The organism is Stakelama flava (assembly GCF_019351405.1).
GTDB lineage: Bacteria > Pseudomonadota > Alphaproteobacteria > Sphingomonadales > Sphingomonadaceae > Sphingomonas > Sphingomonas flava_A.
The window spans coordinates 90565-106365 of the sequence record NZ_JAHWZX010000001.1 but is presented as its reverse complement, the minus strand read 5'-3'; the positions used below and the strand labels follow the sequence as shown (position 1 = coordinate 106365).

The 15801-nt window shown below is 61.6% G+C and carries 15 protein-coding genes; 7 read left to right on the top strand and 8 right to left on the bottom strand.

All coding sequences use genetic code 11. The annotated features are described in order from the left end of the window. Nucleotides 1-4: 4 nt before the first annotated feature. The 4 genes from KY084_RS00455 to KY084_RS00440 are packed head-to-tail and all read left to right on the top strand — an operon-like array spanning nucleotide 5 to nucleotide 3462. A complete protein-coding gene (locus tag KY084_RS00455) occupies nucleotides 5-706 on the top strand; it encodes a biotin--[acetyl-CoA-carboxylase] ligase (RefSeq protein WP_219236472.1) in 702 nt (233 codons plus the stop codon). Nucleotides 707-722: 16 nt separating this feature from the next. Continuing rightward, nucleotides 723-1535: a type III pantothenate kinase gene (locus KY084_RS00450; protein ID WP_219236471.1), complete on the top strand. Its 813-nt coding sequence runs from the start codon at nucleotides 723-725 to the stop codon at nucleotides 1533-1535. A 15-nt stretch (nucleotides 1536-1550) separates the two neighbouring features. Then, nucleotides 1551-3188: a ribonuclease J gene (locus tag KY084_RS00445; protein WP_219236470.1), complete on the top strand. Its 1638-nt coding sequence runs from the start codon at nucleotides 1551-1553 to the stop codon at nucleotides 3186-3188. Between the two features lie 7 nt (nucleotides 3189-3195). Further along, a complete protein-coding gene (locus KY084_RS00440) occupies nucleotides 3196-3462 on the top strand; it encodes a DUF1467 family protein (protein WP_219236469.1) in 267 nt (88 codons plus the stop codon). Between the two features lie 23 nt (nucleotides 3463-3485). Here the strand turns inward: KY084_RS00440 and KY084_RS00435 are convergent, their stop codons facing one another. Then, nucleotides 3486-5786: a coiled-coil domain-containing protein gene (locus tag KY084_RS00435; RefSeq protein WP_219236468.1), complete on the bottom strand. Its 2301-nt coding sequence runs from the start codon at nucleotides 5784-5786 to the stop codon at nucleotides 3486-3488. Between the two features lie 85 nt (nucleotides 5787-5871). Between KY084_RS00435 and KY084_RS00430 the strand changes: the two genes are divergently transcribed. After that, nucleotides 5872-6165, top strand: coding sequence for an Hpt domain-containing protein (locus KY084_RS00430; RefSeq protein ID WP_219236467.1), 294 nt, complete (start codon nucleotides 5872-5874; stop codon nucleotides 6163-6165). A 7-nt stretch (nucleotides 6166-6172) separates the two neighbouring features. On the opposite strand, the gene KY084_RS00425 is transcribed toward KY084_RS00430, so the two are convergent. The 7 genes from KY084_RS00425 to KY084_RS00395 form a co-directional block, all read right to left on the bottom strand. Next, nucleotides 6173-7348: a vWA domain-containing protein gene (locus KY084_RS00425; protein WP_219236466.1), complete on the bottom strand. Its 1176-nt coding sequence runs from the start codon at nucleotides 7346-7348 to the stop codon at nucleotides 6173-6175. A 48-nt stretch (nucleotides 7349-7396) separates the two neighbouring features. Then, nucleotides 7397-8245, bottom strand: a complete 849-nt coding sequence (locus KY084_RS00420) for an AAA family ATPase (RefSeq protein WP_219236465.1) — start codon at nucleotides 8243-8245, stop codon at nucleotides 7397-7399. A gap of 82 nt (nucleotides 8246-8327) precedes the next feature. Beyond that, nucleotides 8328-8993 carry a DUF6975 family protein gene (locus KY084_RS00415; RefSeq protein ID WP_246586748.1) on the bottom strand — a complete coding sequence of 222 codons (666 nt, stop codon included), beginning with the start codon at nucleotides 8991-8993 and terminating at the stop codon, nucleotides 8328-8330. A 144-nt stretch (nucleotides 8994-9137) separates the two neighbouring features. Then, on the bottom strand, nucleotides 9138-11177 hold the full coding sequence (gene rpoD, locus KY084_RS00410; protein ID WP_219236463.1) for an RNA polymerase sigma factor RpoD: 2040 nt from the start codon (nucleotides 11175-11177) through the stop codon (nucleotides 9138-9140). A 32-nt stretch (nucleotides 11178-11209) separates the two neighbouring features. Further along, nucleotides 11210-13045 (bottom strand): DNA primase, encoded by a 1836-nt coding sequence (gene dnaG, locus KY084_RS00405; RefSeq protein ID WP_219236462.1) that lies wholly within the window; start codon nucleotides 13043-13045, stop codon nucleotides 11210-11212. Next, nucleotides 13046-13441 (bottom strand): endonuclease domain-containing protein, encoded by a 396-nt coding sequence (locus tag KY084_RS00400; RefSeq protein WP_425516711.1) that lies wholly within the window; start codon nucleotides 13439-13441, stop codon nucleotides 13046-13048. 41 nt (nucleotides 13442-13482) lie between these two features. Next, nucleotides 13483-13935 (bottom strand): GatB/YqeY domain-containing protein, encoded by a 453-nt coding sequence (locus KY084_RS00395; RefSeq protein WP_219236460.1) that lies wholly within the window; start codon nucleotides 13933-13935, stop codon nucleotides 13483-13485. 150 nt (nucleotides 13936-14085) lie between these two features. On the opposite strand from KY084_RS00395, the gene carA reads away from it, so the two are divergent. Then, the gene (gene carA / locus KY084_RS00390; protein ID WP_219236459.1) at nucleotides 14086-15264 is read left to right on the top strand and encodes a glutamine-hydrolyzing carbamoyl-phosphate synthase small subunit; all 1179 of its coding nucleotides are present in this window, start codon (nucleotides 14086-14088) and stop codon (nucleotides 15262-15264) included. Further along, entirely contained in the window at nucleotides 15261-15632 is a 372-nt protein-coding gene (locus KY084_RS00385; RefSeq protein ID WP_219236458.1) for a hypothetical protein, read from the top strand. The genes carA and KY084_RS00385 overlap by 4 nt, the downstream gene beginning before the upstream one ends. Nucleotides 15633-15801: the final 169 nt, after the last annotated feature.

Below are 15801 nucleotides of genomic sequence, written 5' to 3'. Positions count from 1 at the left end.
CGGCGTGATCCGTACGGTCGGGGAGACCGGTTCGACCAACGCCGATATGGCGGCGCTCGCGCGGGAAGGCGTCGCCGAGGGCGAATGGCTTCGCGCCGAGCGTCAGACGGCGGGCCGCGGGCGGCAGGGCCGGCAATGGGCGTCCGAAACGGGCAATTTGTACGCGAGCACGCTGGTGCGGCTTCGCGCTTCCGATCCGCCCGCGCCGACGCTGGGCTTCGTCGCCGCCGTCGCGCTGGAAGAGGCGGTATCGGCCTATCTGGGCGAGGCGAAGGCGCTGCTCAAATGGCCGAACGACCTGCTGGTAAGTGGGGCGAAGCTGTCTGGCATCCTGCTCGAACGAACCGGCGATGCGGTCATCATCGGTTTCGGCGTCAACCTTGCGCATCATCCCATGGATCTGGACCGGCCGGCGACCAGCCTTGCCGCGCAGGGATGCGATGTCGCGCCCGAACTGTTTCTCGAAACACTGGCCGAATCGCTTTCCCGCTGGCTGGTGCGCTGGCGCGGCGAAGGGTTTGAAAGCGTTCGGCGGCGTTGGCTGGAACGCGCACATCCGCAGGGAAGCGCGCTCGCCGCACGGCAGGGCAACGAAGTGGTAGAGGGGCTGTTCGCAGGGATTGATGCGCAGGGCGCGCTGCTGCTGCGCTTGGCGGACGGAACGCGCCATGTCATTCATGCAGGCGATGTGTTTCTGATCGAATAAGGGGAGGGCGCGCGCGATGCTGCTCGCGATCGACGCTGGAAATACCAATATCGTGTTCGCGCTTTTCGACACGGGGGCGAATACGCGGCCATGGGGGGAAATCCGCGCGCGCTGGCGGATTACCACCGATCCGCGGCGCACCGCCGATGAATATGCGGTATGGCTGAGCCAGCTGCTCGCGCTGGAAGGGTTCGAACGCGGCGATATCGGCAAGGTCATCATCGGCACCGTCGTTCCGCGAGCGCTGCACAATCTGCAAACGTTGGCTCGCAAATATTTCGCCACCGAACCGCTGATCGCAGGCGAGGGCGGATGGGATTTCGCGCTGGACGTGGATGAGCCGCAGAATCTGGGTGCGGACCGCGCGCTCAACATGATCGCGGCCAGTGAGATGCATCGCGGCGGCGACCTGATCATCATCGATTTCGGGACGGCCACCACGTTCGACCTGATCGATTATCGCGGAGCGTACAAGGGCGGTATCATCGCGCCGGGCATAAACCTCTCGCTCGACGCGCTGGTCAATGCCGCGGCGCAATTGCCGCGCATGGCGATCAGCGCGCCGACCAATCCATCGGTCATCGGCAGGAACACGGTGGACCAGATGCATATCGGCATCTATTGGGGCTATATCGCGATGATGGAGGGGCTGGTCGCGCGGATGCGACAGGAAGCCGGCCGCCCGGTTCAGGTGGTCGCGACCGGCGGCCTTGCCATATTGTTCGAAAAACATACCGATATATTCGATGCCGTCGAAGCGGACCTGACGCTGCATGGACTGGCGATCCTGTGGGCGCGTTCCCATAACGACAGCAATGACACACGATAACAGAACAGGATTTCAGTGACCCCAGGCAACGAACTCATTTTCCTCGCGCTTGGCGGCTCGGGCGAAATCGGCATGAACGTCAACCTGTACGGCACGCAGGGCAAATGGGTGATGGTCGATTGCGGCATCACCTTCGCCGATCCCTTTTATCCCGGTGTGGACGTGATCCTGCCCGATCTGCAGTTCATCGAAGAGCGTGCCGACGACTTGTTGGGCATTGTACTGACGCACGGTCATGAGGACCATATCGGCGCGCTGCCCTATCTTGCCGGCGACCTTGGCGTGCCGTTGTTCGCCACGCCGTTCACCGCAGGGCTGATTCGCGGCAAGCTGGAGGAAGAGGGCATTTCCGATCAGGTCGAACTGAACGTCATCGACCGCGAAGGATCGTTCGACCTTGGCCCGTTCGGCTTTCGTTACGTTCCGCTGGCGCATTCGATTCCGGAGGGAAATGCGCTGCTGATCGATACCCCGCATGGCCGTATCTTTCACACCGGCGACTGGAAGCTGGACGATGCGCCGTTGCTGGGCGAACCGGCGACCGCGAAACAGCTCAGCGCGATCGGCGACGAAGGCGTGCTGGCGCTGGTGTGCGATTCGACCAATGTGTTCAACGAACACGCCTCCGGTTCCGAAGGCGATGTGCGCAAGGGGCTGGACGAAGTGGTGCAGGCGGCGACGGGCCGGGTGCTCGTCACCACTTTCGCATCCAATGCGGCGCGGTTGCAGACGCTGGGCGAGGTCGCGACCGATACCGGCAGGCGGCTCTGCGTTGCGGGCAGGTCGCTAAATCGCATTCTCGCCGTCGCGAAAGCGAGCGGATATCTGCGCGATTTTCCCGACGTCGTCGATTTCGACACCGCGATGTCGCTGCCGCGCGATCAGGTGCTGATCGTGGCGACCGGCGGGCAGGGCGAACCGCGCGCGGCCCTGTCGCGCGTCGCTGAAGGATCGCACCCGATCAAGCTGGAAGCCGGCGACACCGTCGTCTTTTCTTCAAAACAGATTCCGGGCAATGAAGTCGCGATCGGCCGCATCCAGAATGCCCTGGCGGCCAGGGATGTGCAGATGGTGACCGACCGCCAGGCCTATGTCCATGTGTCGGGTCATCCAGGTCGCCCCGAACTCGCCGAAATGTATAAATGGATTCGCCCCGACATTTTGGTGCCGGTCCATGGCGAACTGCGCCATTTGACCGAACAGGCCCGGTTCGGGATCGAATGCGGTGTGCCGGGCGCGGTCGTGCAGTCGAATGGTGAGATCATCCGGCTCGCGCCCCAGGAACCCAAGCGGATCGGACATGCGCCCGTCGGCAGGCTGGTGCTCGACGGCGATGTTATCCTGCCCGCCGATGGCGGCACGATCAACGAACGGCGCAAATTGTCGGTCAACGGGCAGATGTCGGTGGCAGTGGCCGTGCGCTCGCAGGGCGGGCTGGCCGGCACGCCGCAAGTGCGCTTTTCGGGGGTTCCTGTCGAAGAGGAGCGCGACGCGTTTCTGAACGAAGTGGTCGACGCGGTCGCAAGCGCCGTCAGCGATGGTGGCGCGCCCGACGATCGGCTGCGTGAAAGCGTCCGGCTTGCCGCGCGGCGGACGGCAACGCGCTGGACGGGCAAGAAGCCGGTGGTCGATGTGCTGATCGTGGAGGTCTGATCGCGCGATGGGCCTGCCATCGGCGATCGCGGTCTATTTCCTGATCTGGGTGCTAAGCGCCTTTCTTGTCCTGCCGTTCATCAACGCGCGCAATCAGCGGGAAGAGGGGGATGCGCAAATCCCGGGGCAGGCGGATAGCGCGCCGACGCATTTTCCGGTGCGGCAAACGGCGCTGTGGACGACGATCGTCGCAACCGCGCTGTTCACGGTCTTCTGGCTGAACTGGGACTATGGCTGGGTCACGGTCGATATGCTCGACTGGACCCAGTGGTGAGCGGGGCCCGCTGATCCGAACGGTCAGGTGCGAAGCCGTTCGATCGCCTGCGCGAGCGCTACGTACAGTTTGCCCATATCCGATGACAACAGCGTCACGCCGAGCGGTGATCCATCGCGCAGCGACAAAATCTGCCGCAACATCGCTTCGAAATCGTGGATATAGCGGTTGACCTGTTCGCGAAAATGATCGTCCTCGCCATATAGCCGGGCGATGTCGCGCGCTTCGGACGGATCGAGCAGGCGCACCGCACGGCGCGTGAAAACGCCGCGATCGCCTTTCAGATACGCCGCCCAGGCGCTGTCGGACACTTCGTGGCTGAAACTCTTCGCAATGTCGATCGACGCCGAATTGAGCGCTTCGATGAGCAACGACACCCGCCGCGCGAAAGTGTCGCGATCATGCGATTCGCGCTCGGCGCGCGCTTCCTCGAGCCGGTTTTCGATATCGGCGGTGCTGCCGGAAATCTCGTCCATCTGAACGCTCAGCCGCTCGGCCGCTCCCGCAGCGGCGGCGACCGCCTCCTCGATCGTGCGGTGAAGTTCTGCGATTTGGCGATTGACGGTGGTGTCGACCGCGCGGCCCAGCGCGTCGGCGCCCTCCTGCTCCAGCTTGCGCGCTGCGGCGGGAATGACGCTGGCAAGCGTGTTGCGCGCCTGATCGCTGGCGGTTGTGGCGGTTTCGCGGATACGCAGCAGCGAATCGACAAGCTGCGGTGCGGCTTCGTCGGCAAAGCGCCGAGCACTTTCCACCGTAGCGTCGACGATCCGCTGCACATCGGTAATCCGATCCTTGCCGTTATCGAGATTTTCGAGCAGCGACTTGTTGGCCGCAGCCAGCGTATCGCGCTGATGCGACACCACCCCGGCAATCGCCTCTACCGCATCATGCGTGCTTTCCGCTGCCGTCACCAGCGCTAGCAATTCCGGCTTTGACGCAGCCACGATCCGGCGGCTTTCGTCGATCCGCGCGTCCAGCCTTGCCAGCGCCTCTGGCATCGTTTCGTCCATTTCGCGCGTCGCGGCGTCAAGCGCGATCAACAGATGATCGGCGGTTTCGATCACCGATCTGGCAGTTACGTCCCCGCTGCGCATCGCTTCGTTCATCGCATCCGCCGATCCGGTCAGCGCGTTCAGCGACTCGGCGATATCCTGCGCGCGACGCGTGCTTTCACCGTGCAACGTTTCGATGCGCGCATCGACCGCTGAAACGCCGGTATCAATCGATGCGAACAGGTCCGAACTGCGTTGATGCTCCGCGCCGAGCTGTTCCGAAATACGCGCAATCGCATCCTCGATCGCATCGATCCGCTCACCGAGTGCCGCTGCGCCTTCTTCACCTGCGCGATGCATCGCCTCCTGATTCGATGTGAGCATCGCGACCACCGCTTCGCCCTGTGCGCTGATGCCCTTGCGCGCTTCATCGACCGCCTGCGCTGCGCGATCGAGCACCGCGTCGACCTGACCGGACATCGCGTCGGTCACGCGTTCAAGCCGCGCGCCGGCGGCTTCGCTGGTGGCCTCCATACGTGCGATATGCGCGGCAAGCCGTTCGGCCGCGCCGCCCGCGATCTCGTTCGATTCACGCCCCCGATGGGCGAGCGCGGCAAGCTGCGCATCGAGCGCAGAAACATGCCGTCCGGCAGCAAGGCCGGTATCGTCCAGCGTTTCCTTCAAATCGCGCGTTTCGGCATGCGCCTTGGGCAGCGATGCCAGCACGATGTCGAGTGACTGACCGGTATCCTGTGCGGCATGGGTCAGCCGGGCGGTCGCCTTGTCGATCGCCTTGACCTGTTCAGTCATGCCGTTGCTGACCGCGTGCAACCGTTCGGCCGCGTCGTCGCCCATGGTGAACAGCGCATTCGTCTGATCGGCCAGCGCGGCGCGATTTTCTTCGATCCGGCGCGAAAGCGTGGCGATGATTCGTTCGAGACTCGCCGCTTCGGCGCGCATTGCGCGCGCGGTCTTGCCGAAACGCCGCGCCTCGGCCCGGCTGGTGCGCATGGCCAAAAGCCAGACGATACCGGCCAGGGCGGGGGGGATGCACAGCGCGGCGACAAACTGGGCAAGCGCGACCGGTGGCATCCCTGCCTGCACCTGCGGCCAGGCGAGTGCCAGCATGCCCGCTATCCAGGCAAGCGAGGCAGCCAGCGTGAGAACGACCGCAATCCGGCCGATTGCGCTGCGCTCGGGCGCATCCTCCCATGCATCGTCGACAAGCAGTTCGTGCTCCAACGCCTGCTCATCGGTGGTGTCCGGCGCATCCACCTGCGGCGATTGCGCGTCTTCAGGGCGTAACCCCACGATCTTCGACCCCCCGTTCATGCCGGCATGTTTACCACGATTCGGCCAGCGGCAAAGTCCATTTGCGAAACGATCTCTTAAGCATGTTCGCGTTATGCCGATTCGCATGGCATATGATCCCGGTGCAATCGATGCGATTCTGGCGGCGGCGGTAGGGGACGAACCCGGCCTGATCGCCGAGTTGCGCGAGGCCTTTCTCGACAGTGCGAAGCGATGTTTCGCGGCGATGGAAGATGCGCCGGACGACGACGCCTGGCGCGGCGCGGCGCTTCGGATGAAAGGGCTGGCGGCAAGTTTCGGTGCGATTCGCCTGATGGCGATGGCGTCGCAGGCGGCAGAAAAGCCGTTTGGCGACCCGGACACGCTACGACGTATGAAGCAAGCGGTGGTGCGGCTGTAACGATCGCCTATTTCTTGCGGCTGAGTTCGCGCATCGCCCGATCGAGACCATCAAGCGTCAGCGGATACATGCGATCGTCCAGCAATTCGCGGATCAGGCGAGTCGACTGGCTATAACCCCAATGCGCCTGCGGGGCGGGGTTGAGCCATGCCGCGGAGGGATAGGTGTTGGCGAGGCGCTGCAGCCAGACGCCACCTGCCTCCTCATTGAAATACTCGACCGATCCGCCAGGATGCGTGATTTCATAGGGACTCATCGCCGCATCGCCGACAAATACCAGCTTATAATCATTGCCGAATTTATGCAGCACGTCCCAAGTGGGTATGGTTTCGGAAAAACGGCGGCGATTGTCCTTCCACAGCCCTTCATAGGGGCAGTTGTGGAAATAGAAGAATTCCAGATTCTTGAACTCGGCCGTGGCGGCGGAAAACAGTTCCTCGCAAATCTTGATATACGGGTCCATCGATCCGCCGACGTCAAGGAACAGCAGGAGTTTGACCGCATTGTGCCGTTCGGGGCGCATATGCACGTCGAGCCAGCCCTGTTTGGCGGTGCCGTGCACCGTTGCATCTAGATCGAGTTCGTCGGCTGCGCCTTCACGCGCGAAGCGGCGCAGGCGGCGCAACGCCACCTTGATATTGCGGGTGCCGAGTTCGCGCGCATTGTCCAGATTTGAAAATTCGCGTTTTTCCCACACCTTCAGCGCGCGTTTATGCCGGCTCTTGCCCCCGATGCGGACACCGTCGGGATTGTACCCCGAATGGCCGTAGGGAGAGGTGCCGCCCGTGCCGATCCATTTGTTGCCGCCCGCGTGCCGTTCGGTCTGTTCCTCAAGCCGCTTTTTCAGCGTCTCCATGATGTCCTCCCACGACCCCAGCGATTCGATCTCGGCCATTTGTTCGGGGGTGAGATATTTTTCGGCCAGTGCGCGTAGCCATTCTTCGGGGATTTCCGCCTGTTCGTCGCCGGTTGCAACAATCCCCCGAAATACCTTGGCGAACACCTGATCAAACCGGTCGAGCAGTCCTTCGTCCTTCACGAAGGTGGCGCGCGCCAGATAATAGAAATCCTCCGGCGTCTGGCGGATGACATCCTGGTCCAGCGCTTCGAGCAGCAACAGATGCTCTTTCAGGCTGGCCTTGATACCGGCGGCGCGAAGTTCATCGACGAAGGAAAGGAACATGCTGTTTCTTCCGAATGTCCGGCGGGGTTTGCGGCCCCGCCCGGCCGTTCAGCCCTTGCCCTGACGGCGGCTCATAAAGGCAAGGCGTTCGAACAGCATCACATCCTGTTCGTTTTTCAACAATGCGCCGTGCAGCGGCGGAATTGCCTTTCCGGGGTCCTGCGATTGCAGCACGTCGAGCGGCATATCCTCGTGCATCAGCAGCTTCAGCCAGTCGAGAAGTTCGCTGGTCGACGGTTTTTTCTTTAGTCCCGGCACATCGCGAATGTCGTAGAAAATATCCATAGCGCGGCTGACCAGCAGTTTCTGGATATCGGGAAAATGAACGTCGATGATCGACTGCATCGTCTCACGATCGGGAAATTTGATATAATGGAAGAAACAGCGGCGCAGGAACGCGTCGGGCAGGTCCTTTTCGTTGTTCGACGTGATGACGACAATGGGACGCTCCCTTGCGCGCACCGTTTCGCCGGTTTCGTATACATGAAATTCCATGCGATCGAGTTCCTGAAGCAGATCGTTCGGAAACTCGATATCGGCCTTGTCGATCTCATCGATCAAAAGGACTGGCAGCCTTTCGGAAGCGAAGGCGTCCCATAGTTTTCCGCGTCGGATATAGTTCGAAATGTCGTGAACGCGTTCATCGCCGAGTTGACCGTCGCGCAGCCGCGCGACCGCATCATATTCGTACAGGCCCTGTTGCGCCTTGGTCGTCGATTTGACGCCCCATTCGATCAGCGGCGCATCGACTGCTTGGGCGATTTCCTGCGCCAGCACCGTCTTTCCGGTGCCCGGTTCGCCCTTTACCAGCAGTGGACGGCGAAGCGTGACCGCAGCGTTAACCGCTACTTTCAGATCATCGGTCGCGACATAGCTTTGCGTGCCTTCGAAGCGCATGGTGTCCCCAATTCGTGACAATTTCTCTGTCCGAATAGGCGGCGCGGGAGGGCGCGCGCAAGCGCCATCGCGGACGAGGCGATCAGGCGCGTTCGCGTGCGTCGACGCGTGCTTCGAGCAATTCCCAAAGGCCGCGATGCTGGGCCAGCACCTGACGAAACCCGAACAGCATGGCGCGCTCGACAGGAGCGGTTGTCGCCATCGCCGCCATTAACGATGCGGTTTCGCTTTCAGGCGGCATGGCGAGCGGCGGCACATCGATTTCCAGTCGGCGCGCCGCGCTGTCGAGAATCTGTCGGATGATCGGCCATTCCAGCGCGAGTGCGATCGCGGCGCCGGTGGCGCATCCCGCCCGATCGGAACGGGAAAGCATTTCCAGCGCGTGGCGCTGTGCCGTGACCGCGGTTTCGGATTCGGCATGGGCAGGGGTGCTGGGCGGCGGGCCGGCGGCGGCGGAAAGCGCGACCAGAAAGGCGCGCTCGGTATGGAAATTGTCGCTTGCCGTTGTAAGCCACTGCGATGCGAGCGGATCGGCGCCGTTTGCGAGCGCCAGGTCGAACAGGCCGGGATGGTTGCCATGGATCAGGCACAGGAAATGCATCGCATCGGCAAGATCGCGAAGCTGTGTCGCCGGATTGGCCAGATGCCAGAGAAGCGGATGCGCGCCGCTGCCTTCGCTGCGGTCAAGATCGCGGACCCGCTCCCAGATTGCGTCAGATGTTTTCAGATCCGCGCTGTTCAACGGCATAGGCTCCTTTACCCGACCCGATGGTTTGTGTCCCATCGGCAGTGGTAGGGCAAAAGCCTATACCGAAGCGCGTAAAAGACTGGTTTATGGCCGGTTAGGTATAAAATTCGGCCCGGCGCGGATACCGCCGCCGGGCCGTGCTGATTACTGGTCGAGGAAGGAGCGCATCTTGCGGCTGCGGCTGGGATGTTTCAGCTTGCGCAGCGCCTTTGCCTCGATCTGGCGAATACGTTCGCGGGTCACACTGAACTGCTGCCCTACCTCTTCCAGCGTGTGATCGGTGTTCATGCCGATGCCGAAACGCATGCGAAGCACGCGCTCCTCACGCGGGGTGAGGCTGGCGAGAACGCGAGTCACCGTTTCCTTCAGATTGGACTGGATCGCGGCATCAACCGGGATGGTCGCGTTCTTGTCTTCGATGAAATCGCCCAGATGGCTGTCTTCCTCATCTCCGATCGGCGTTTCGAGGCTGATCGGCTCCTTGGCGATTTTCATCACCTTGCGAACCTTTTCCAACGGCATGGAAAGGCGCTCCGCCATTTCCTCCGGCGTCGGTTCGCGGCCCTGTTCGTGAAGGAACTGACGACTGGTGCGCACCAGCTTGTTGATCGTTTCGATCATGTGCACCGGAATGCGGATCGTGCGCGCCTGATCGGCGATCGAGCGAGTGATTGCCTGACGAATCCACCAGGTCGCATAGGTGCTGAACTTGTAACCGCGACGATATTCGAACTTATCGACCGCCTTCATCAGGCCGATATTGCCTTCCTGAATCAGGTCGAGGAACTGAAGCCCGCGATTGGTGTATTTCTTCGCGATCGAAATCACGAGGCGCAGATTAGCCTCGACCATTTCCTTCTTCGCGATCCGCGCCTCGCGCTCGCCCTTTTGCACCATGTTGACGATGCGGCGAAATTCGGTGAGCGCCATACCCGTCTGTTGCGCGATTTCGGCGATTTCGGTGCGAATGCGATCGACCGCATCGCCTTCGTTTTCGGCAAACGCCTTCCACTTCTTGTCGATGCCCTGGACCTCGGCCAGCCAGTTTTCGTCAAGCTCGTGATCGACATACTGGTCGAGGAAGGATTTGCGATTGACCTTGTGCCGTTCGGCAAGGCGCAGCATCTGGCCGCCAAGCGCGGTGAGGCGGCGGTTATAGCTGTAGAGTTGATCGACGAGATATTCGATCTTCGCCTGATGGAACTGAACGCTTTCCACCTCGGCGGTCAGGTCTTCGCGAAGCTTCTGATATTTGCGCTCGTCGGCGGCCGACAATTCGCCGCCAGCCGCCATCGAATCGAGTCGCTTCGCCTGCATTGCCGAAAATTTCTTGTAGATCGCGGTGATATTCGCGAACTTTTCCAGCGCCTGCGGCTTCAGCGCCTCTTCCATCTGGGCGAGGCTGAGCGTGTTGTCTTCATCGTCATCGTCCGAAGGCCGCTTGGCACGGCGCTCGGTCATCGAATCCTCGTCGTCATCCTCCGACTCGTCTTCGACATCGTCCTCTTCCTTGAACGAAGGGCCGGCATTCTTTTCGGAGATTTCGCCGTCGTCCGAATCCTCACCATCCTCTTCAAGGCTTTCGGGCGCGGGCTCCTTGCTCAGCATCGCGTCGAGATCGAGAATCTCGCGAAGCTGCATTTCGCCTTCGTTCAGCGCATTCGACCAGTCGATGATCGCGTTGAAAGTAATCGGGCTTTCGCAAAGCCCCACGATCATCGTGTCGCGGCCCGCCTCGATCCGCTTGGCGATGGCAATCTCGCCCTCACGGCTGAGCAGTTCGACCGCGCCCATTTCGCGCAGGTACATGCGAACGGGATCGTCGGTGCGATCGACCGTTTCCTTCTTCTTCGTCTCGACAGCGGGTGCCTGCTGCCCCTGATTCGCGTTGTCGTCGGCGTCGATCGCGTCGGGGGTGTCGTCGTCGGGCTGTTCGTCCTCACCCGCGTCTTCATTCTCGACGACATTGATGCCCATGTCGTTCAGCGACGACATCACATCCTCGATCTGTTCAGAGGACATCTGGTCCTGCGGCAGCATCTCGTTCAACTGATCGACCGTGATATAGCCGCGCTTCTTGGCGCGCGCGACCAGCTTCTTGAGCGACCCTTCGTTAAGGTCGATCAGCGGTGCGTCACCATTTTCATTCGCCTCGGCAACGTCCGCCGTCTTAACCTTCGCCATTAATAGCCCTCAAAATCACGCCTTATTATACACTATTCGTCCGCCAGTATCAGATTTGCAAGCCGCGCTTCCAGCGTCTGCTGTTCGCGGATCAAGGCCACCTGGCGTTCGAACGCCGCATCACTGCCGCTGACCTTCAACTCCGCAGTCGCCTGGGCGAGCGCGGCGTCGACGGCAGGTCGCGCGACGAGCACTGCAATCGCTTCGTCCAGATCGGCGACAGCGCGCGTTTGATCGGCATCGGCCTGGGTGAAGGAAAAGGCCACCGCATCGGCCCGCAACAAATCGCTCGCAATCGATCCAAAGCCGGACTTTACCAATATGGTGCGCAAACGCGCGCCATCAAGCGCTTGATCCTCAAGCGCTACATCGATCACCGCTTCGAACAATCGTCCCAGCGCGCCATCGGCGAGGCGAAGCGTGCCGAGCACCTCCATATGCCGGGCGATTTCCGCCGGGTGGCGGATAAGACCGGCAAGGATGGCCTTGGCCAGAACCCGGTCGATTCCGCCGGAATTGACGTTGCGGACGATCGGGGAGGGGGGCGGTTCCGGCGGCTTCCATGGTCCGCGACGTTGCCCCCGGCGCTGAAAATCGCGTTGGCGGACGGGCGCGGCGAACAGCCGGTCGTAGCGGCGACGAAATTCGGCGACATATTCGCTGCGCACGACGGGATCGCCGATCGTCTCGGCATGGGCGGTGAGCCGCTGGCGAAGCCCTGCGCGCGCTTCGGGCGTATCGAGCGGTTCGGCGGCTACCTCATGCGCCCAGAGCCGTTCGACCAGCGGTTCGGGCTTGGCGAGCAGCGCCTCGAACGCATCGGCCCCGCGTTGACGGACGAGATCGTCGGGGTCGAGCCCTTCCGGCATCGTGACGAAACCCAGGCTACGCCCCGGAGCGAGCAGCGGTAGAGCACGAAGCGCGGCGCGCATCGTGGCCTTTTGCCCCGCTGCATCGCCGTCAAAGCATAGCAGCGGCACATCGATCATACGCCAGAGCCGTTCGATCTGCACTTCGGTCATCGCGGTGCCGAGCGGCGCGACCGATTCGACGAACCCCGCCTGGGTGAGCGCGATCACGTCCATATAGCCTTCGACCGCGATCACGCGGCCCGCCTTGCGCGCGGCGGTCTGCGCCCGGTCGAGATTGTAGAGGTTGCGCCCCTTGTCGAACAGCGGGGTTTCGGGCGAGTTCAGATATTTGGGTTCACCGTCGCCGATGATCCGCCCGCCGAACGCGATCACCCGCCCGCGCACGTCGCGGATGGGGATCATCAGCCGCCCGCGGAAGCGGTCATACGGCTCTTTGCCTTCGACCTGGATCAGCAGCCCTGCCTCGACCAGCTTCGCATCGCCATAGTCGCTGAGCGCCTGGCGCAGTTTCGAGCGCGAATCGGGGGCGAAGCCGAAGCCGAAATCGCGCGCCGCCTCTTCACTGATCCCACGACGCTGAAGCAGGTCGCGTCCCTCGGCCCCGCCGATGCCGTGAAGCTGTTCGGTGAACCAGCGCGCGGCATCCTCCATCGCCTCGCGCAGCCCCTTTTGCCGCTCGGCCCGCTGGGCGGAGCGTTTGTCGGGGGCGGGGACCTCCATCCCTGCCGCCTGCGCCAGTTCCTTCACCGCATCCATGAAAGGAAGGCCGCGCTGATCGGTCATCCAGCGGATCGCATCGCCATGCGCGCCGCACCCGAAGCAATGATAGAAGCCCTTGTCGTCGTTGATCGTGAAGCTGGGCGTCTTTTCCTGATGGAAGGGGCAGCAGGCTTTCCATTCGCGCCCCGCACGCTGCAACTTCACAGACTTGCCGATCAGCGCCGACAGCGTTGTTCGCGCGCGCAATTCATCCAGAAAGGCGGGGGTAAGGGTCACTTACTCTCCCTCCCGTTTGCGGGAGGGGGCTGGGGAGGGCATGTCGAGCGGCAACAAAATGCGCTCGATTTCGGTCATTACACCTTCTGTTCGCTCGATCACGTCATTGTTCCAGAAGCGCAACACACGATATCCCCGAGATTCGATATAGCGTGTTCGGGCCGCATCCGCATCCGCCTGAAGAGCATGCTGTCCGCCATCGACTTTGATCACGAGCTTCGCTGCTCGCGATACAAAATCACAAATAAATGGACCAATAGGAAATTGCCGGTTGAAACGAACGCCAGCGCATTGCCGTGCGCGCAGATGTTGCCAAAGAAGGCGCTCGGCGGGTGTTGCGTTCTGCCGCAGTTTACGGGCGCGGGCCGTCGGCCGTTTGTCACCCTTGGCCAACACGCCCTCCCCCGACCCCTCCCGCAAGCGGGAGGGGATTTTGGTCAACCCAGCGCCGCTTTTACCAGCCCGCTTGCCTTGCTCATGTCGAGCTGCGCGCCGTGGCGGGCTTTCAGTTCGGCCATCACCTTGCCCATGTCCTTCATGGACGCAGCGCCGGTCTCCGCCTTGATCTTTTCGATCGCCGCTTTGGTTTCCGCCTCGTCCATTTGGGCGGGGAGGAAGCGTTCGATAACCGCGACTTCGCCCGCCTCGGCATCGGCCAGTTCCTGACGGCCGCCCTTTTCATACATTTCGATCGATTCGCGGCGCTGCTTGACCATTTTTTGCAGCACTTCGATGACATGCGCATCGTCATCGGCGACCGGCCCGCTGGTCCGCGCTTCGATGTCGCGATTCTTGATTGAGGACTGGATCAGGCTGATCGTGGCGCGGGCATCCTTGTCGCCTGCCTTCATGGCGGCAATCTGCGCCGCCTTGATATCGTCGCGAATCATTCACGTTTCTCGCATGAGCAAAATGGGAAACGTCGATTATAGCGTGCAGTTCGTCCGATTAACAGATTGACGGCTTGCCCGCTCGGGTCTAGCCGACAGCCCTTAGCGACATCGCGAGACAACCCTTTAGAAACGGAGAGCCGGACGCTCATGGCCGACGCCCAACCCACGCCCATGCCCGACGGAGCAACCGGCGTTTTGGTATTGGCCAGTGGCGACGTGATATGGGGCAGGGGCTTTGGCGCCACCGGCGCCGCCGTCGGTGAAGTGTGCTTCAACACCGCGATGACCGGATATCAGGAAGTGCTGACCGACCCCAGCTATGCGGGGCAGATCATCACCTTCACCTTCCCGCATATCGGCAATGTCGGCACCAATGCCGAGGATGTCGAGGCAGACGATCCGCATGCGCTGGGCATGATCGTGCGCGAGGACGTGACCGAACCGAGCAATTTCCGCTCGGTCGCTCGGCTCGACGAATGGATGAAGCAGCATGGCCGGATCGGCCTGTCGGGAATCGACACCCGCGCGCTGACCCGCCGTATCCGTGAAAGTGGCGCGCCGACCGGAGTGATCGCGCATTCGCCGGACGGCAGCTTCGACATCGACGCGCTGCTCGCCGAAGCGCGTGGCTGGCCGGGGCTGGAGGGCATGGACCTTGCCAGGCAAGTCACCGCCAAGATGCATTATGGCTGGCAGGGCGGCATCTGGCGGCTGGGGTTCGGGTATGAAGACGAATCCCCCTCCCGCACGGCGGGAGGGGAGAAGAAGCCCCATGTCGTCGCGCTCGATTACGGGGCGAAGCGCAACATCTATCGCAATCTGGTGCGCGCTGGCGCGAAGGTTTCGGTGCTCCCCGCCGATGCATCCTATGAAGAGGTCATGGCGCTGAAGCCCGATGGCATTTTCCTGTCGAACGGCCCCGGCGATCCGGCGGCGACCGGTGAATATGCGGTGCCGGTGATCCGCCGCCTGCTCGACGACAAAATGCCGATTTTCGGCATCTGCCTTGGCCATCAGCTTCTGGCGCTGGCGGTGGGCGCGCAAACCACCAAGATGTTTCAGGGCCATCGCGGCGCGAACCATCCGGTCAAGCGGCTGGAGGACGGCGTGGTGGAGATCACCAGCATGAACCACGGCTTTTCGGTGAAGACCGAAACGCTGCCTGAAACCGCGCGCGAAACGCATGTGTCGCTGTTCGACGGATCGAATGCCGGCTTCATGCTCACCGACCGCCCCGCCTTCAGCGTGCAATACCACCCCGAAGCCAGCCCCGGCCCGCAGGACAGCTTCTACCTGTTCGAACGGTTCGTGGGGATGTTGGGATGAAGCCTGTCGACAGATCTAGCTTGGCCGAGATCACGAAGAGCTTGCGAACGAGTAGTGCGGTAGTGCCTGCACTTATTCTTACGGGAATTTGCCTTCCTATTTGTGCCGCCGCAGCCGCTTTTGTTCCACCTCCAGGAAACTATTTTTTTCTGGGTCTGGCCCTGCTTTGTCCCTTGGCAACTTTGCTACAGATTGTTTTCTTTACTTTTGTTGATCGAGATCGTTTGCAAAACGAATCGCATGTAGAGCGCAAAATGATGCTCGCCCAAATGCGACCTGAAATCGGAGACTCGAGCGCCGTATTGGAGGCTGAGGCGAATGATAGGTTGATCGCTAATCCTTCTGCGGAGGAAGATGGCGATGCATAACACATTTCTAATTAGCTATGATCCGACAATGTCCGATCCTAGTCCCAACCGTTTAGTCGAATTTGTGCGGTCAAATGGTTATACCTACCAATACATGGTGCCGTTCCTAGGGTCGATTTTTTTAAAGTCTACGGCGACGCTTTCTCAATTAAACAGTAGCTTTTCACCG